This window comes from Rhodohalobacter sp. (genome assembly GCF_034521535.1).
In the GTDB taxonomy this organism is placed as follows: domain Bacteria; phylum Bacteroidota; class Rhodothermia; order Balneolales; family Balneolaceae; genus Rhodohalobacter.
This window is the reverse complement of record NZ_JAXHMF010000010.1, coordinates 166997-185175: the sequence shown is the minus strand read 5'-3', so window position 1 is coordinate 185175 and position 18179 is coordinate 166997. Positions and strand designations below refer to the sequence as shown.

Here is an 18179-nt window from a genome sequence, read left to right as displayed (position 1 = left end):
TTTTTACTCCATATTTATTGGAACTACCACAGATACGATTGTACCTCTGCCTAAGTTACTAATAATATCCAAATTTGCCGACATAGCGCCAACTCTGGTTTTCATACTTCGCAATCCAAGTCCGTTCCCCTCTTTTTCCTCAACGTTAAATCCTATTCCATCATCTTCGATTGTAAGCAGAATTTCCCCCATAGAGTAGATCAGCTGAACATTAATGGTATTGGGTTTACCGTGGCGAATGGCGTTATTCAGCGCCTCCTGGGTAATCCTGTACAGGTTAATCTGCACATTTTCAGGGAGTTCTACACCGTCTACGTTGTGATATAGATAAAATGTTATTTTTGTTGATTTCTTCAATTGGCTGACTAAAGACTCAGTAGCAAGCTCGAGCCCATAATCCTGAATCGCTTTTGGCAGCAGGTTTTGAGAAATACTGCGTGTTTCAGAAATCGCATGGTTTAAAAGCTGCAGGCCATTTTCGAACGTATCCGAAAGTTTACCTGAAAGCTTATCCGCGTCTTCAAAAACTGATTTGAGGTTCATATTAGCTGCCGATAAATACTGACCCAGCCCGTCGTGTAGCTCTTTTGCAATTCTCATTCTTTCACGCTCTTCTCCTTCAATAATAGCACTGATAGCGTGCTCCTCCGCTTTGCGCTGCTCGGTAATATCATTCGCAATAACCAGCCGCTGATGCTTTCCTTCATAAAAAATATCAGAAGCTGAAATCATAATCTTAAGCTTATCACCGGCTTTCGTGCAGTGTGTCCACTCTTCAAAAAATGACGGCCCCTCCATCCTGTTTCTTTCCGCAGCTTCACGAACTTTCTCAATATCTTCTTCAGGCCTTATATCAAGAATCGTCATTTTTTTAAACTCTTTACGACTGTACCCATATTTTTGAACAGCCGCATCGTTCACCTCGGAATAATTAAACGTATCCGGATCGTATATCCACATCGGAATTGGATTTTGCTGAAACAGAAGACGATACTGTTCTTCAGATTCTTTTAACTGCTGTTCGGCTTCCTTTCTTTCCGTGATGTCATTCGCTATAACAAGCCGATGGATTTTGTTCTCATAAAAAATTTCAGACCCTGAAAGTTCAACAATTAGTTTTTGTCCGGCTTTTGTTTCCTGAATCCAGGTATCAAAACCTGTGCTTTTTTGTTGTAGGCTTCGATCAATCTCAGCCATTATCTTTTTGAGATCCTCTTCAGGATGAAGTTCATAAATCTTTAAGCTCTTAAATTCTTCTTCACTGTATCCAAATTTCGAAATTGCGGATTGATTTGTGGTGACAATTTTCAATGTTTTAGGATCATAAATCCACATAGGTATCGGACTGCGTTCAAAAAGAAGCCTGTATTGCTCTTCCGATTTTTGAAGCTCTCTTTTTGCAACTTCATCGGCTGTAATATCTGAAATGGTTCCTACCAGGTGCACCGGTTGCGATTCATCACCGCGAATAAAGTATCCCTTGCCAGAAACAATTCTGTACTCACCGGAACCATCCATTATTCTATATGTTCCAGACCAAAACTCTTCTCCTCTTTCCAACGCGCGTAGTATGCCTTTTGATACCCTCTCAACATCTTCAGGGTGTATTTTAGACTCCCACCATTCTACGTTTTCCTCTATCTCGCTTTTTTGATAGCCAAAACGAGTCACCCATCCCTCACTCCACCACATTTTACCGGTATCAAAATTATGATCGTACAGAATATCATTTGACGATCTGGCTATCAATTCAAATCGATTCCTTTCCTCTTTAAGCATCTCTTGATACTCCTGAACGGGAGTTATATCCACCATTGCTCCAATAATCCGCTGCAGTGTTCCATCTTCATCCCGGATTAGAACGGCAGAATCTTTTACGGCGCGAATCTTTCCATCCGCGGCGATAAATCTATACTCGCCTTCCCACTCAGTTGAGCCATCTCTTTCAGCTTCACGCAGACTACCCAATATCCGATCGCGGTCCTCTTCAATCATATGCTGCTGCCAGAAATCTGTCAATCCCTGATAGTCCTCTTTGCGATATCCCATCACCGTTTCTATTCCCTCTCCCCACCAAACAGCACCTGTATCCGGATTCCACTCCCAAACAACATCCGAAACATTGTTTGCAGCCATTTCAAAACGCTGACGCTCAGAAGCCAATTGTTCCTGAATTTGCTTCAGCTCACTGATATCCTGTACCGTGGTAACACGATACGGTTCAGACATCCCTTCATCTTCTACAAGAGACATATTGACTAACGCCGCGAACGTAGACCCATCCTTTTTAAGCAGGTCCACCTCAAATGAAACCGATTTACTCTTTTGAAGAACCTCCTGCTTGCTTTTAAATATTTTGAAGCCTACCTCATCATATATTTTTTCGACCAACATCCCGGTCATTTCTGTAACATTGTAGCCAAAAAGATTTGAAAAAGCCCTGTTCACTCTTTTAACAACATTTGTCTGATGGGCGCAAACTGCCAGTGCTGTATTCGATTTCCGAAACACATTAGCAAGCAACTTGTTCTCTTTTTCATACTCTACCCTTTCTGTAATGTCGATATGAGTTCCCACCAAACGAGTCGGGTTGCCCTCTTCATCCCACTCTACCGTTTTTCCACGGTCCAAAATCCAGACCCAGTGACCGGCTTTATGCCTCATCCGTATTTCACACCCATAACTACGTGCATTACCATTGAAATACTCCTCGACGGCATTTTTAAAAACTTCGTGATCATCGGGATGCAGCAGCTCATTCCAGGTTTCTATACTCACCGGTTCCAGCTCCTTAAGGGTATACCCAACCAGATTAGCCCACACTTCATCAAACTTTGTAACACCGCTTTGCGGATGCCACTCCCACAGCCCGACATTTGCACTGGTTGTGGTTAGTTGAAGCCGCTCCTCATTTTCTCGAAGCTGTTCCTCCATTTGCTTCCTTTCGGTAATATCAAATCCGATCCCGAGAGATTTATTTTCGCTGATTGTAACATTAATCCAGGTGGTGGAGATAATTTCACCGCTCTTTGTAACAAGATCAAAATCCACCCAGCTGCCGTCAGACTTCGCAATTTGCTGTTTAGCCTTTTCAAAATCTTTCTGCTGAGTAATTAGCTTTAAAATATTTTTCTCTTTGACAGCCTCTTTAGAGTACCCAAACTTCTCAGCAAAATATTTATTGATCTGCCCAATAGAAGCACCATTCTTGTGGAGATTGATAAATACGGGCATATTATCAAAAATCACCTCCAGCTCTTTTCTCTCTTTTTTAATCTGCTCCTCCAGCATTTTCTGCTCCGTAATATCATATCCTACTCCAACAAAGGTGCTGTCACTGAGTACAATATTCGTCCACATTTGGTAACGCTCATCTCCGTCTTTTGTAACAACCCGGTACTCCTTCCAGCCTTTGTTCAGATTTATGATGTCGTCGAGTATCTCTGCGCGATATTCAGGATCGGGATAGCACAATTCTAAAAGCGAATTTTCCTTAATATCATCCTCAGTCCAACCCAATACCTGTTCATGATATTTATTAATAGTTATAAAATTTCGATCTTCATCGTAGACATTGATCAGCACCGGAATTCGCTCAAACAGCTTCTGAAGTCTCTCTTTTTCTCTATCCAACTCCAGTTCAAGTTCTTTGCTCTCGGTAATATCGATAGTAACACCTGTTACGCGATCAACGGTATCATTTTTTCGAAACACTTCTCCACGGGTCCACAACCATCTTATCTCTCCATCCGGTAAAATAACCCTGTACTTCTCATTAAATTCAGTTCCTTTTTCAAATAAAAGGTCTACTTCATCCTTAAACTGCTCAATATCATTTGGATGAATTTTATCGTATATCTTCTCAAGGGTTATATCAGCACTCGCACTGTACCCAAAAAGTGAATGGTGATTTGTTGAAGTTTTATATCGGTCTTCTTCTACAAAATATTCCCAGGTAGCCATCCTGGCAGAATTCAAAGCCAGGTTTAGACTCCTATCCTTCTGTTCCAGCTCAGCTTGATTTTTCGTAACAAACTTTTCATAGCTCTTCATCATAAAAAAGAGCCCCAAAGCCGTAATGGTTATATAGAATAGCCCCTTGGCTGTTTGCATTGCCGTTATCATAGAGGTATCGTCTACAAACCACTCTATTAAAGTGTCGGTTGTGGTAATCCATACCACTGCAAACAGAAAGTAGATAAGCGTAATACGTAGAGGGGTAAATTTCATAGACGAAGTAATTCGGTTTTCATCACTTTACCAAAATGAATCTTGGCTGTCAAGATATTGAGTAAATTAATGGAAAAGAATGGTCAACCTTTCCACCTCAGCTCGATACTAAGATTACTCTTCTCTTCAACCACCCACGCCTTCTTTAAAGAGTCTGTAAGATTTTGTCGAGCCAACAAAATCATGATTCATTGTATTTTACTTTGTTGCCACGGCAAATCTGTTTACGCGAAGTGAAACACAGAAAAGCACGGAGTTTTCAGTTTTATTTCCATGTTTCAGTGGCAATGTTTCTAATTCATTGGAAAGGAGGGGGATTATATTCAGATGTATTCGCACTTTATTAATCGAAATAAATTTTTGTCTCATTAAAAATTACCACTTCCCTTTCCGGACGGGATAGCTTCCTAAAACCTTCAGATACTGGGCTTTCTTTCCCAGATTCTTAAGTGCTTCAGCCAACCGGGGCTCCTCTTTATTCCCGGCTAAATCAAGATAGAAAAGTGATTGCCAGGGATGTCCCAGGCGCGGCCTCGACTCCAGCTTTGTCATATTTATCCCGGAATCTCCAAGAATATTGAGGCATTTGAGCAGAGCTCCTTTTTCGTCTACTGTTGCAAAAAGAAGAGACGTTTTACAATCTAACTGTGGATCGCATGTAATTTCATCGCGGCTCACTACCACAAATCGTGTGAAGTTCTCTTTCTGATTTGCCATATCACGATGAATGATCTTCAACCCGTAGATCTCAGCCGCATATGATCCTGCTATTGCCGCCTGAGACAGATCGGCATCATCACGAACTTTTCGCGCGGCCATAGCCGTATCAAAATAGGACTCTACATGGCATCGCGATAAACCTGCCAGGAATTTACTGCACTGCGCTATTGCCTGAGGGTGTGATAAAATTCTTCTGATGTTGGACAACTCCACATGTTCAGGAGCCATCAAACAGTGATTTACCTGCAATACCTCTTCACCAATTATATAAAGCTCTTTTTCGCCTAAAAGATCGTATGTGTCGTTGATCGAACCTGCCGTGGTGTTCTCAATCGGAAGAAAAGCGACATCGGCCAGCCCCTCTTCCACAGCTTCTGCGGCTTCGTCGAACCTTTTATAACCAATGCACTCCACATTGCTGTATCTCGGCTCAAAATGCCTCATTGCAGCTTGGTGGCTGTAGGCTCCGTCAGTGCCCTGATACGCCACTTTTATATGCTGATCCTCAGACTTCTCATTCTGATGATCCACCAGTGCATGTGTCTGATATCGAACCGAATATTGAATAATCTCCCGATACATCTGCTCCAAAAAGTACGGGTCTACTCCCTCTTCTGCAGCAATCTGCTTTAGTTTATCGATCAGCTTCTCCTCTCGTTCAGGATCACGCACTTCCGTAGCCGACGAGAGTTTGTCGGACAATACCTTCTTCACGATGCGCTGACGCTCGCCAAGCGATTTGACGATTGTTTCATCAATTTGATCAATTTTCTGCCGAATCTCTTCGAGTGTTTTATCCGCCATTTGCTATCGAATCGTTTGTTTTAAGATCTCAATTCTTTCCAATATTTTTTCCCGATCCATTTTTTTGAACCGCTCCGGTAATAACGCCTTCGATGTACACTCTATAACCGCAACAAGGGTCTGAAGCTCCACCTCTTCGGGATATGTGGGTGGGATAAAATCTTCAAATACCTCTTCCAGCAGATCCGGTGTTACTTCATCTTTACCCTGCGATGCCGCGCGGAATTTTGCCCGGGTTAACGCGGCCTCCATATCGGCTCCGGAGTAGATGGTTTTATCTTTTTTAACCGCTTTTGGCACATACTCTTCCGAGAGTTTCAGATTCGTTTTCCTCTTCATCACTTCAAAAAGCTCGCTTCTCTCCTCTACAGTTTCAGGCGGGAAAAGCGCGATGTGCTCCTCAGCCCGGCCTTGCCTTTTCAAGTCGATGGGCATCAGATCGGGTCGGGCCGTCATTAAAAACCATAAGATGCGTCCGCGATTAGTGGTGTCGCTCATTGCCGTTGCAATTTGAGAAAACACCCGGCTCGAAACACCACTGTCGCCCGAAGCCGATCGGTCTCCAAGGTAGGCATCCGCTTCGTCAATCATTACAGCAACAGGTGACATCGCCTTTAAAAGCGTTAATATTTTTTCCAGGTTTCCTTCCGTGACACCCTGCCATTGACTTCTGAAATTTTTCAGCTTCACCATCGGCACCCCAATTTCACCGGCAAAGGATGTAACGAGAAATGTTTTACCTGTTCCCACCGGGCCACATACCAGGTAACCCATGGGCAATACATCCCGCCTTCCCTGTTTCAGCGCCTCAACAGCACTTCGGAGGTGTTTTTTCACGTTCGTGTGTCCGGCTACGGCATCCAGTGAACTCTTTGAAGGGATGAACTCAATCAGGCCGTAAGCTTCCGACTCAATCAGCTCCTTCTTGATTTCTGTTAGGGATTCAAACGTAATCACCTCACTGTTTTCTACCGCATTGGAGAGAATGGATTTAAGTTTCAAGTAGCCCAGGCCGGCCGTCATCTGCGCCACTACCGGTTTTGGAACCTTCGAAATCTTTTTGTACTCATCCTTCTCTATTTGATTTTCCAGATAGCTCAACCTCTCATTCTCTTCCGGGAGATTTATCCGCACGCTGGACGTATAGGGATTTTGGACAAGTGAGGGATTAAGATCAGTCGCGTTTTCTGTCAACAGTACTGTTGTAAAGTCGGATGCCAGAAAGAGCGGATCGTGCGCCCACTTCATCAGATAGACAAGCGCATTTCGATCTTCCGTGCCGGTGCTACCGGCCTCATTCGCAGGAATAATTGTTTCCGCGTAATCAACAATAAGGGCTACGCTTTTTTTCTGATCCAGGCGGATTCTGAAATACTGCTCTAATACAGAAAACGCCCCTACCGGATCTTTTGGAAGTTTTTTGGAGTACTCTGTACCTGCTATCGAATCACGGCCGGAAAGAGCCAGATTAAAATCTTTTTGCGACTCCTGGTCTCGAAAATAGATCCCGGATGATCGGTCATAAAAAATGACAATGTCGCGGGCACCAAAAAAATCCTCAGCCAGAAAGGTTTTCAGCCGCATGAATTTCTTCTCAGAATCTCCGACCGACACAAGATCGTGTACGTTTCCATGTAGAATAAACTGGTTGAGCGTTCGGCTTAAATATTTTTTAGCCAGAAACTGAGCCCATTGAGGATATCGGGATAGCATAAGGTTTGATTTTTAAATCGAATTATTCACAATTAGAACCGCGTTTAACGGTTGGTCTTAAATTCCCCCTTCAGAGGGTTGAAATCATCACGTTGTTTTCCGGCGACCTCTTTAAGATCATTATTGTAACCCAGGTGGTTAAAATATTTTGCCATAATCGGTTTGAAAAGGGTCATCCCCCTCAGAGGCTGTCCAAAAAGTACTTATAATCGAAGCTCGACTTAGATTATTCAGTTTATTTTTAAATTCTTATGAAACATATCCTTCGTGCTTCTTCGTGTCCTCGCGTCTTCGTGGCTAAAACCGCAATTTATTACCACGAAGACTCAAAGTCACAAAGGTTCACGAAGTAAACTTAAATAATAAAAGCATCCATATTTCAAATACACCTTTTTGAACAGCCTTGACTAATCATTATAAAACACTTCAAACTAACAGAAATAGATATAGATATTCATTTAATTTATTAAGAGTACTGAAATGAATTGACTTCAGGAGTCACTCCATCTACTCGGAAGATCCGTAAATAAGTTTCACGGTTTCAATTCGGTTTGGCGTCGCCTTACTGATAATAAACTTATTCTCCTGTATTTGAATCTCCTCATTCACTTTAGGAATTCTGCCGATATGACTAATAATATATCCGGCTAAAGTCTCAAACTCATCCCCGGAATCCTGAAGCTCAATTTCCGGGTATTTCTCCTCCAGCTCATCAAGTTCAACATTACCCGATATCACATAGGTATGAGTCGATATTTTCTTAATTACTTCATCCGTTTTATCGTACTCATCCTGAATATCACCGACAACTTCCTCGATCAAATCTTCTATGGTAACCATTCCGGCTGTTCCGCCATACTCATCAATAACAATCGCCACAGAGATATTACTCTGGCGAAACTCCTGCAACAGATCTTTCGATTTTTTACTGGATGGGATCAATTTCACCGGCCGCAGTATATCTCCAATATTTTCAGGACTGCTGAACAGGTCGTACGCAAAAACTACTCCGATGATATCATCAATATTATCCTGGTAAACCGGGATTTTAGAGTATCCGGAAGTAATAAAAAGATTTTTCAGCTCCTCGAGAGGTGCATTTCTGTCGATCGCAATAATCTCTGTTCTGGGCACCATTGTATCCCGAACCCTTTTGTTCGAGAGCTCCAGTACGTTATGTAGAATTTCGGAATCATCCTGATCGATATCGTCGCTACCGCCGCTATCGCGCAGCTCTTTAAAAATCATCTCTACATCCTGTCGGCGAAAAACCTTATCGCTGCGCTCATTTCCAACCCTGAGCCATTTGACCAAAAGTGCCGAGCTTGCATTGGAAATAGAAATCAGCGGGCGAAATATGAAATTCATGACCCGCAGCGGCGTAGCTATAAATTTGACCAAAAAATCCGCCTGAATTCGAAATATAGCTTTAGCAAGAATTTCACCAATCAGTAGTATAATCACAGAGGCGATGACGGTTTGAATTAACAGCACCATAGCTACAGAAGGATCAACCTCGAAAAGTGAATAGTAGATTCGGTTGACAGGTTCCACCAAAAAGATCGCCATCAATGTGGCATAGAGTACATTGACGATGTTATTACCCACCAGCGTAGTGGTGAGAAAGATCTCCGGTCTTTCGCTAAAAAACGATAGTGAGCGGCCGGTAAGGGTATTCTTGCGTGACTCAATCTCGAGCTTAAGGCGATTGGCAGAAACAAACGCCATTTCGGAGCCGGAGAAGAATCCGCTGAGAAGAACTGTAATCGTAATAATGATAAATTCAGGCATTCTTTAAAATCTGCTTATCTACCCTGGAAGTTCGCTTTTCTTTTCTCCAGAAAAGCGGAGGTTCCTTCTTTAAAGTCTTCCGTATCGCACAGCTCTCCAAAAAGTTCTGCTTCATCGGAAAACCCTTTTTTTCTAAATCCTGAATTTACTGCTTCGATAGCCTTTGAAAGTGCTACCGGGCCATTTTTCAACATCTTTGATGCCAGATCTTTTGCTTTTTCCACACCAGCGCCCTGAGGCACAACATATCCGGCCAAACCGGTATTTTTGGCCTCTTCAGCTTTCATTTGTCCGCCCGTCAAAATCATCTCCATCGCTTTAGATTTTCCAACCAATTGAGGCAAGCGCTGCGTACCTCCATATCCCGGAATCAAACCGAGCCCTACTTCGGGTAGTCCGAAAACAGCGTTTTCTTCGGCAATACGAATATGGCAAGCCATAGCCAGTTCTGAGCCACCGCCCAAAGCATAACCGTTTACTACTGCTATAATCGGCTTGGAGCAATTTTCTACGGCGAAGAAAACTTTCTGTCCGCGAGCCGACTGTTTTTCACCCTGCTTTTTATTCAGCGTATTCAACTCTTTGATATCCGCACCGGCAACAAACGCTTTTTCTCCGGCACCGGTTATAATCACCGCACCAATATCATCATCTTTCTCAATGCTTTTGACAGCTTCTTCAAGCTCTTCCAGAACCGTGTTGTTGAGAGCGTTTAACTTATCAGGACGATTAATCGTCAAAACCGCGATTCCGTCTTCGTCAGTTTCAAGCAGTAAGGTTTCGAATTCGTATGATTTCATGTCTTGGTTTTAACTTTTTGTTCTGTCTCTTTATGAAGTGCTTCCGCCTCTTTTCTAAGCTCGGCCAGCTCCAGTTCGTGATCGATATCTTCGAAACCGGGCATCAGGTCTTGGTCAAGTTCTTCGATGATTTGAGTTGTCTCCTCCATTTCAGTAACCAGATGATCGAGCTGCAGTCCAACATCTTCAGCATTCGGCATCGTCATCGACTGCTCATAAATATAGCGAATTGCATCTTCAATCGTTTCCAGATGCGTTTCGCAAATCAGGTACTTCTCTTTGGCTACATCAAACTTTTTGAGCCGTTTCTTTAATATCTGCAGACGTCGTTCACGGGGCTTTTTCAGCTTTTCAGACTCCGTAGTATCCATCTCCTCTTCCTGCTCGGCAACTTTTCTGCGGATCTCTTCCTCCACCTCCGAGTTCATATATACCTGAAATCTCCGGTTCATCTCCAGAAGAGTCAGATAGGTTGAGAGCAGATCATCCATCTTGTTGCGGATGTGATCCAGCATTCCCTGTGAGCTGTAGGGCAGTGTTTCAAAGTTTTTACGAACCTCTTTGGTGATGTGCTTCAGCACAAGGAATCTTTTTTGTGAGCGTGCATCCAAACCGTGGAAAAGAGTTTTGTCTCCATTCACTTCATGACGCTCTTTTTTCTTTTTCAAACGAATGTTTTTGCGAAAGGCGGGTAAATTCGGAACCACACCCAAATAGATCAGTTCAGCACCAAATGTGAACGCCAAAATCGTACTCGATATAAAACCGACACCGCTGAAGACCAGCGCCGACACCGTTCCGGCAAGCAGACAAACCAAGTTGATGGGATATAGGAATGCCTCTTTCGAAAAATTAATATGTTCTTCTTTCTCTTTACTCATCGTTTTTATCTCTGTCTGTATCTAAAGGCTCATCCGATTCGTCATCGGATTTTTTACCTATTGTTTTATCCACATTCAGTCCGTTGGCCTGCTCTTCAATTTCGCTGTAGAGCAATCCCATTTCCAGCTTTACCTGATTCAGGGTTTCCCTGGCTTTCTCCTTTCTCATCTGCTCATCCAGTTCGGCCTCATCAGGCTGATCGTCCATCAGGTGATCCATGGCTACATCCAGCCGGGCTTCCAGTCCTACCATCTTGGTGCGAACCTTACCCAGGAATTCGTCAACTGAAGTAAGCAGTTCGTCCGCATTCATTTTCTGAAGCGCATCATTGACGTTTTTCACATATCCCGAACGCCGGACTTTCTCTTTCGCCTCACGAATTTTACGATAGTGCTCCTTGTACTCCTCCTTGAGCCTTTCTCGTTCCTTTTCACTGTCTGATGTCATAGCGTTCACCTCAAATCCAAACGTTTACGACTTGGTCCGGTCTCGGCCAACCGTTTTGCCGGAATCGGTAGAAGTTTTTTCTGACTCGTCAACATCGATCTTCTTCTCCTTCTCTTCCTCTTTTGGAGATTTGCCCATCTCCTGTTTAAACTGATTAACCAACTCCTGAGCGCGTAATTTTTCTGCATTCGCCTCAATCTCCATGGTCTCCGTATCAACGCTTTCCAATGCAATTTCCATCCTCGCCTCATTCCGGGCTGTATTTTCATTCAGGCGATTCAACATTTCATTGTGCGTCTGATCCAGCCCGCCTGTTTCGAAAGACTCCAGTGCATCGGCAACACGTCCCTGCCACTCTGCACGTTCACTCGCGCGCAACGCCTCGCGCGCTTCCTTGATTTTTTTATCTTTCTCGCGCATGAACGCTTTCTTCACTTTCAGGGCTTTTTCATAGGCCTGATCTGCAAATTTAAGCTGATCTCTTGAGTGCTCGAGGTTTTCACGAGCCTTTTCAAGCTGAAGCGCATAACCCTCGGCAAGATCATCGCGGTCTGCATTTATCGCAGATTTGATTTTTGAAGTAACCTCGCTGATCTGCTTTTCATACCGGTCCACCTCTTTTTTGAGCATTACGGCATTTGCCTTTACGGTGGCAATATTCTCGTTCATTTGCGGAATCTGATCATTCAATTCCCTGATGTTCTGCTCAAGAATCAGCTTTGGATCTTCCATTGAGCTTACAAATCCGCCAAACATTGACTTTATGGCACGTATAAATCGTTGAAACATGATATTTGGGTTATTTTAAAAGACTGTATCGTTTGTTTTTATAAATGTACTCTTTTTTCAGAGTTGAACAACGTTTATCCATCATAATCATGAATTCCATCCTTATCAACTCGATGTGTTATTTTGCGCAAAGATTTAGGCTCATGATCTTTAATTGTTATAGCATCGAGCATTCCCTTTTTAGCACTAACTAACATTTCTTCCTTGTTCGTGTGAAGCGTGGCAATTGTTTCACCTTTTTCCACCTGATCGCCAATTTTTTTATGCAGAACAAATCCTGCCTGCGGATCCACGTCATCATCTTTGGCGCGTCGGCCGGCACCCAACTCTACCGAAACCATCCCCATGGCAAAGGCATCCATTTCGGTTACGTACCCGCTTCGGTCTGATTTTACATCTTCAACCGCATCCGCTTTGGGATAAGTATCCGGGTCTTTCACCACGCCGGAATCACCGCCCTGCTCTTCCACAATATCGATCCATTTCTGAAGCGCGCTGCCATCTTCTACAGCTTTTTTACTCTTTTCAATTCCTTCCTCCACCGAGGAAGCTTTCTTTCCGAGATAGATCATGGTTCCGGCCAGCAGGTGTGTAATCTCCATCACATCATCCGGCCCGTTGCCGTTCAGGCAGTCAATCGACTCCTTCACTTCCAGCCAGTTCCCAACCGCATAGCCAAGTGGCTGCTCCATGTTTGTCAGATAGGCGATGGTCTGTTTTCCAAACTCCTCTCCGATTCCTACCAGCGTCTTAGCCAGTTTGGCGGCATCTTCATGCTTTTTCATAAAAGCGCCGGAGCCAAATTTTACATCAAGCACCAATGCATCAATTCCCTCGGCCAGCTTTTTACTCATGATGCTTCCAGCTATTAACGGTATGGACTCCACCGTTGCGGTTACATCACGCAGTGAATACAGACGCTTGTCGGCCGGAGCAATCTCTTCCGTCTGGCCGACCAAAACAATATTCTGCTTCCTTAAAATCTCTTTATAGCGCTCTAAATCCACATCTACCGTGAACCCCGGTATGGACTCAAGCTTGTCCAAAGTCCCTCCTGTATGACCCAGTCCCCGGCCTGATATCATTGGGACAGGAACTCCGCACGATGCCACGATAGGAGCCAGAATCAGTGAAAGCTTATCTCCCACACCGCCGGTTGAATGCTTGTCCACTTTCAGTCCCGGTGTTTCGCTCAAATCCACAACGATCCCGCTATGGAGCATGGATCGAGTCAGATAGGCTGCTTCTTCTGTATTCAACCCATTTAAAAAAGATGCCATCAGAAAAGAGCTCATCTGGTAATCAGGTACTTTGTCATCTGTATAAGCACGAATCAAATAGGAAATCTCATCTTCAGTAAGTGCTTTTCCGTCTCTTTTTTTCCGGATAAGAGTAACAATGTTGTACGATTGGTCAGACATATAGTGGATAAACTTAACTTGTGTAAAATTTTTAAAACGCCATTAATTTGTAAGCTGTTTCAATATACATAATTTGATACTTCATTCATTCTAAACCTAACAAACACAGCGAATGTCATTACGCGTCGCCGCCGATCAATATTTGCAAAATGTAGAGGAATTACTTCCGGATGATGTAGATTTATTCCGGTTTGATCCATCGGACGGCCTGCCCCGAAATATAACAAATTACGACGCTCTTTTGATTCGTACGGTAACGCCAATCAATCCGCAAACGCTGCCAAAAACCGGTAACCTGAAATTTATAGGAACCGCAACTGCCGGCACAGATCACATAGATCAACACTATCTTGAAAGAAAGGGTATTCAGTTCTCACAATCGGAAGGATGTAATGCCAATGCTGTTGCCGAATATATCATCACTGTACTCTATCGCTGGGCGGAAAAACTGAATATTGAACTAAAACAGAAAACGGTTGGCATTGTGGGCTGCGGGCACACAGGCAGTGCAGTCATAAAATTGCTGAACCGGCTGGACATCAAATACATCGCCTACGATCCTCCCAAAGAAATTCGAGAAGAGGGTTTTGTATCGGCTTCTGAATCTGAATTGGTCAGTGCCGATATTCTCACATTTCATACTCCACTCACCGACTCCGGGGCATACCCCACAAAACATCTTGGCGGATACGATTGGTTATCCCACGGATTTGACCTGATCATAAATGCATCGCGGGGCGGGGTTGTAGACGAAGATGCGCTATTGGAACTTCATCAAAAAGGGATCATTGGCAACTATATTCTTGATGTCTGGGAAAATGAGCCCGATTTTTCTGACAGAGTTGCAAAGCACGCATTTATCGTAACTCCCCACATTGCCGGATATTCAATTGAAGCCAAATTCCAAGCATCTGAAATTGTCTTAAAACGGCTGCTCAGCTTTTTTGGACTAAAGCCAAACGATCAAGCCAAACCGGCTCCTTTCAATCCCAATCAATTTAAGTATCACCCGGAAACCTCATTTGCAGAGTTGATGTGGCAGAACAATCAGGTCCATTACTACGATTCGGAGCTTCGGAAACTGATCGGTTTTCCGTCAAAAAAGAAATCAGAAGCATTTGCTAAACTTCGTTCAGAAACAAAACTCAGACACGAATATAAGACCATGATCAAGAAACTGGCACCGGCCGGGATACCGAAAAATTTCGAGGTTTTTCATTAAAACAGGATCCAGAAAAGCATCAGCGCGATAAATACCCATACAGCTATTTGGAGAGAAAGGGACTGCTTGGGAAATTCATATCCGCAAATTGGACACACATCCGCATCTTTATCCACATCCATCGCGCAACCGGGGCACTCTTTTGTTTTCATGAAAAATCAGGGTAACAAGGTTCGAATTTTTTCTCTAACAAATTTCCTCTATTCTCGTAAGAAAATTTAAACCACGAATAAAATACGAAAAGATATGGCAGGACAAGGATCAGGCGGTAACGTAATCGCCGCACTTGCAAGTTTGTTTATACCCGGACTTGGGCAGCTTCTACAGGGAAGGCTTATTATGTCTGTGTTTATGTTCATTTCAGCTGCTGCTCTCTGGGTGATCCTATTGGGCTGGATTATTCATCTTTGGTCTATTCTGGATGCCGCGAAATTCAGCCCAAAATAGATCATTAGCAAGTTAGGACAAATCAATCAGCGATCAATTATTTCATTTCTTTTTGCGGGCACGAATAGAATTCGAGCTTAAAGCCGTAAATTTGTATTTTTGTACACTGTTCACACAAAGATCGACTCTAATAATTTTATATGAATTTACGCGTACTTCGCATTATCGCTCTCATAGCGATTCCTCTTTTTATCCTCTCAATCTCATCAAGCTACATTTTTGAGTGGCTGTGGCTCAGTGAAATGGGATATTCACAAATATTCTGGACACTGAGGGGAACTCAGGTCATTCTCACCGTACTGGCATTTTTGGTTGCAGCACTGTTTTTCGTGCCCAATTTCAGATTCCTTGCCGAGCAGTTGAAACACGCCAATCTGGGTAATTCTCCACTGCAGGGATCAAACATTAATCTTAATACCGATTTCGCGAGCAAACGCATCAAGCAGTTTTTTACGCTGGGCGGGCTGATCATGGCGCTCATATTTGCTCTCAGTTTCTATGTCCGATGGGATGAATCTCTGCGTTATATAAGCAGTGTGCCTTTTGGTGAAACCGATCCCATGTTTGGCCGGGATATTGGTTTTTACCTGTTTGAACTTCCTTTTCTGGATCTCTTACAATCCTCTCTAACTTCTATTGTATTCATCACCCTGGTCATCATCACCCTTGCTTATGTCTTTACCGGATTGCTGATGATTCGCTCTTTTACAGAGTTTAATGCGGGGAAAAAAGTACTGAATCATATCAAATTAAATGCCGTCATCTGGCTTGGACTTCTTGCCTGGGGATTATTCCTGACTCGATATAATCTTCTTTTCAAGGCTGATGGGATAGTTTTTGGCGCAGGTTACACCGACGTGATGTATCAGCTGCCCGCCATCTGGATCATGTTTATTATGACCGTTGGTTTAGCGCTATTAGTTCTGGCCAGCCGCTGGGTTAATACCGGGAAAGCCGTACCCGTACTCGCAATCATTACCGTTTTGGTGATGGTTCTTGGCCGCGGAGTTCTTCCGGGTGTGGTACAGCAGTTTAACGTTGAGCCAAACGAACTGGAGCTGGAGTCACCCTACCTGGAGCGAAATATTGAAATGACCCGCTTGGCCTACAATCTGCACAATGTTCGGGAAGTTGATTATCAGGCAGATGACACGCTAACGGTTTCCGATATAGCCAACAACCGGGATGCAATTAATAACATCCGGCTTTGGGATTCACGCTTGTTAATCAACACGTACAAGCAGCTTCAGGAGATACGATCTTACTACGAATTTTATTCGGTCGACAACGATCGCTACATGGTTGATGGCAATGTAACTCAGATGATGCTGTCTGCCCGCGAAATTGCACGAACTCTGCCCAGTCAGTCCGATACATGGGTGAACCGTCATATGCAGTTTACCCACGGATACGGATTGGTGATGAGTCCTGTTACAGAAACAACTAGTCAGGGTGAGCCCAGGTTGAGTATCCGAAATCTTCCTCCTACGTGGGACAGCGATGACCTTCGCGTTGATAAACCAGCCATTTATTACGGTGAGAACAGTACAGGATATTATATTGTCAACTCCGGCGTGGAAGAGTTTCATTATCCTGAAGGTGACGCAAACGTTTATACAAACTACAGCGGCCAGGGGGGTATACAGTTCAGTAATTTCTTCAGAAAACTTCTTTTTGCCTGGGAACTGGGAGATATTAACATTCTACTTACAGACTATATTCAGGAAGATAGTAGGCTTCAAATATGGAGAAGTGTTCAGGAGCGAATTAGAAAAATTACTCCATTCCTTCAGCTGGATCGTGATCCTTACCTGGTGTTAAATAACGGGCGCCTTTTTTGGATACAGGATGCTTACACTACATCCTCTCACTTTCCATATTCCCAACGATATCAAAACGGCATCAACTACATCCGAAATTCCGTAAAAATTGTTGTAGACGCCTACGAAGGAACCGTGGACTATTTCATTATTGATGAGGAAGATCCGGTACTGGACGTTTACGACTCGATTTTTCCCGGAGTATTCAAATCAATGGACGAACTGCCAGAAGGCCTTGAAAGCCAATTCCGATATCCGCAGGATCTATTCGAAGTGCAGATTGAAAAATTCTCCAGATATCACATGAAAACTCCTCAGGTCTTCTACAATCAGGAGGATTTATGGACCCGTCCCAATGAGAAATATGGCGGACGCCAGATGCTGATGGAACCTTACTACGTATTGGCGCGCCTTCCGGGAGAAAAGGAATTGGATTTTATGCTTATCAGTCCGCTTACACCGGAAAACAGGGATAACATGATTTCATGGATGGCGGCAAATTCAGAACCTGGAAACTACGGTGATTTAGTTGTCTATAAACTACCCAAGGAGCGACTGATCTATGGTCCGGCCCAGATTGAGGCGCGTATTGATCAGGATCCTGAAATTTCACGCCAGCTTGCTCTATGGGATCAGCGAGGATCTCGTGTTATTCGCGGAAACTTAATGGTTATCCCCGTGGAAAATTCTTTCCTCTACGTTGAGCCCGTATTCCTTCTGGCTGAAGGCGTTGATATTCCTCAGCTGCAGCGGGTTATTGTTGCCATCGGAGAAGACATATCCATGCAGCCTACGCTGGATCAAGCTCTTTTTGACCTCTTTGGTGATGAAGCAGCGGCGATCGTTGAAGAAACACAGCTCGTCAGAGATGGCACTGTGCCGGTTGAAGCACTGCCCGAGGGGGCTGCCGTTAACCGACAAGCACTCGACGAGATTCGATCCATTTGGGAAGATCTGAAATCAGCCCTGGAAGAGGGGAATTGGACCCGCTACGGTGAGCTTCTGAACGATCTGGAAGAGAAAATCAACGATCTATAGGAAAGATGCCCATTGAACACGGCATCCTAAAATCAGTTTCTAAAAAATCATAACA

General features: G+C 43.7%; 13 protein-coding genes. 3 read left to right on the top strand and 10 right to left on the bottom strand.

Going from position 1 to position 18179, the window contains the following annotated elements; all coding sequences use genetic code 11:
* Window positions 1-3: 3 nt before the first annotated feature.
* The 9 genes from U5K35_RS19100 to U5K35_RS19060 form a co-directional block, all read right to left on the bottom strand.
* Window positions 4-4230: a PAS domain S-box protein gene (locus U5K35_RS19100; protein WP_322573120.1), complete on the bottom strand. Its 4227-nt coding sequence runs from the start codon at window positions 4228-4230 to the stop codon at window positions 4-6.
* Window positions 4231-4605: 375 nt separating this feature from the next.
* Complete coding sequence (locus tag U5K35_RS19095; protein WP_322573119.1) at window positions 4606-5754, bottom strand: bifunctional chorismate mutase/prephenate dehydratase; 1149 nt, start codon at window positions 5752-5754, stop codon at window positions 4606-4608.
* 3 nt (window positions 5755-5757) lie between these two features.
* Window positions 5758-7467 carry an ATP-binding protein gene (locus tag U5K35_RS19090; RefSeq protein ID WP_322573118.1) on the bottom strand — a complete coding sequence of 570 codons (1710 nt, stop codon included), beginning with the start codon at window positions 7465-7467 and terminating at the stop codon, window positions 5758-5760.
* Window positions 7468-7974: 507 nt separating this feature from the next.
* Window positions 7975-9258, bottom strand: coding sequence for a hemolysin family protein (locus U5K35_RS19085; protein WP_322573117.1), 1284 nt, complete (start codon window positions 9256-9258; stop codon window positions 7975-7977).
* Between the two features lie 14 nt (window positions 9259-9272).
* Window positions 9273-10058, bottom strand: coding sequence for an enoyl-CoA hydratase/isomerase family protein (locus U5K35_RS19080; protein WP_322573116.1), 786 nt, complete (start codon window positions 10056-10058; stop codon window positions 9273-9275).
* Window positions 10055-10939 carry a hypothetical protein gene (locus U5K35_RS19075; RefSeq protein ID WP_322573115.1) on the bottom strand — a complete coding sequence of 295 codons (885 nt, stop codon included), beginning with the start codon at window positions 10937-10939 and terminating at the stop codon, window positions 10055-10057. Before U5K35_RS19075 ends, U5K35_RS19080 begins: the two co-directional genes overlap by 4 nt.
* Window positions 10932-11387 (bottom strand): hypothetical protein, encoded by a 456-nt coding sequence (locus U5K35_RS19070; protein ID WP_322573114.1) that lies wholly within the window; start codon window positions 11385-11387, stop codon window positions 10932-10934. Before U5K35_RS19070 ends, U5K35_RS19075 begins: the two co-directional genes overlap by 8 nt.
* Window positions 11388-11411: 24 nt before the next feature.
* Complete coding sequence (locus tag U5K35_RS19065) at window positions 11412-12176, bottom strand: PspA/IM30 family protein (protein ID WP_322573113.1); 765 nt, start codon at window positions 12174-12176, stop codon at window positions 11412-11414.
* A 74-nt stretch (window positions 12177-12250) separates the two neighbouring features.
* Window positions 12251-13597, bottom strand: a complete 1347-nt coding sequence (locus U5K35_RS19060) for a thymidine phosphorylase (protein ID WP_322573112.1) — start codon at window positions 13595-13597, stop codon at window positions 12251-12253.
* Between the two features lie 112 nt (window positions 13598-13709).
* Between U5K35_RS19060 and U5K35_RS19055 the strand changes: the two genes are divergently transcribed.
* Window positions 13710-14819, top strand: coding sequence for a 4-phosphoerythronate dehydrogenase (locus U5K35_RS19055; protein WP_322573111.1), 1110 nt, complete (start codon window positions 13710-13712; stop codon window positions 14817-14819).
* Here the strand turns inward: U5K35_RS19055 and U5K35_RS19050 are convergent.
* On the bottom strand, window positions 14816-14971 hold the full coding sequence (locus U5K35_RS19050) for a zinc ribbon domain-containing protein (protein ID WP_322573110.1): 156 nt from the start codon (window positions 14969-14971) through the stop codon (window positions 14816-14818). The two genes, U5K35_RS19055 and U5K35_RS19050, sit on opposite strands and share 4 nt — an antisense overlap.
* A 94-nt stretch (window positions 14972-15065) precedes the next feature.
* Here U5K35_RS19050 and U5K35_RS19045 point away from each other — a divergent pair, with 94 nt between their 5' ends.
* Window positions 15066-15266, top strand: coding sequence for a hypothetical protein (locus tag U5K35_RS19045; protein WP_322573109.1), 201 nt, complete (start codon window positions 15066-15068; stop codon window positions 15264-15266).
* Window positions 15267-15406: 140 nt separating this feature from the next.
* Window positions 15407-18124, top strand: a complete 2718-nt coding sequence (locus U5K35_RS19040) for a UPF0182 family protein (RefSeq protein ID WP_322573108.1) — start codon at window positions 15407-15409, stop codon at window positions 18122-18124.
* Window positions 18125-18179: the final 55 nt, after the last annotated feature.

Excerpts from the sequence above, each read along its gene's own strand:
- U5K35_RS19075 (WP_322573115.1), bottom strand. The coding sequence starts at position 10,939 with ATGAGTAAAGAGAAAGAAGAACATATTAATTTTTCGAAAGAGGCATTC.
- U5K35_RS19040 (WP_322573108.1), top strand. The coding sequence starts at position 15,407 with ATGAATTTACGCGTACTTCGCATTATCGCTCTCATAGCGATTCCTCTT.
- U5K35_RS19080 (WP_322573116.1), bottom strand. The coding sequence starts at position 10,058 with ATGAAATCATACGAATTCGAAACCTTACTGCTTGAAACTGACGAAGAC.
- U5K35_RS19060 (WP_322573112.1), bottom strand. The coding sequence starts at position 13,597 with ATGTCTGACCAATCGTACAACATTGTTACTCTTATCCGGAAAAAAAGA.
- U5K35_RS19065 (WP_322573113.1), bottom strand. The coding sequence starts at position 12,176 with ATGTTTCAACGATTTATACGTGCCATAAAGTCAATGTTTGGCGGATTT.
- U5K35_RS19095 (WP_322573119.1), bottom strand. The coding sequence starts at position 5,754 with ATGGCGGATAAAACACTCGAAGAGATTCGGCAGAAAATTGATCAAATT.
- U5K35_RS19090 (WP_322573118.1), bottom strand. The coding sequence starts at position 7,467 with ATGCTATCCCGATATCCTCAATGGGCTCAGTTTCTGGCTAAAAAATAT.
- U5K35_RS19055 (WP_322573111.1), top strand. The coding sequence starts at position 13,710 with ATGTCATTACGCGTCGCCGCCGATCAATATTTGCAAAATGTAGAGGAA.
- U5K35_RS19045 (WP_322573109.1), top strand. The coding sequence starts at position 15,066 with ATGGCAGGACAAGGATCAGGCGGTAACGTAATCGCCGCACTTGCAAGT.
- U5K35_RS19050 (WP_322573110.1), bottom strand. The coding sequence starts at position 14,971 with ATGAAAACAAAAGAGTGCCCCGGTTGCGCGATGGATGTGGATAAAGAT.
- U5K35_RS19070 (WP_322573114.1), bottom strand. The coding sequence starts at position 11,387 with ATGACATCAGACAGTGAAAAGGAACGAGAAAGGCTCAAGGAGGAGTAC.
- U5K35_RS19100 (WP_322573120.1), bottom strand. The coding sequence starts at position 4,230 with ATGAAATTTACCCCTCTACGTATTACGCTTATCTACTTTCTGTTTGCA.
- U5K35_RS19085 (WP_322573117.1), bottom strand. The coding sequence starts at position 9,258 with ATGCCTGAATTTATCATTATTACGATTACAGTTCTTCTCAGCGGATTC.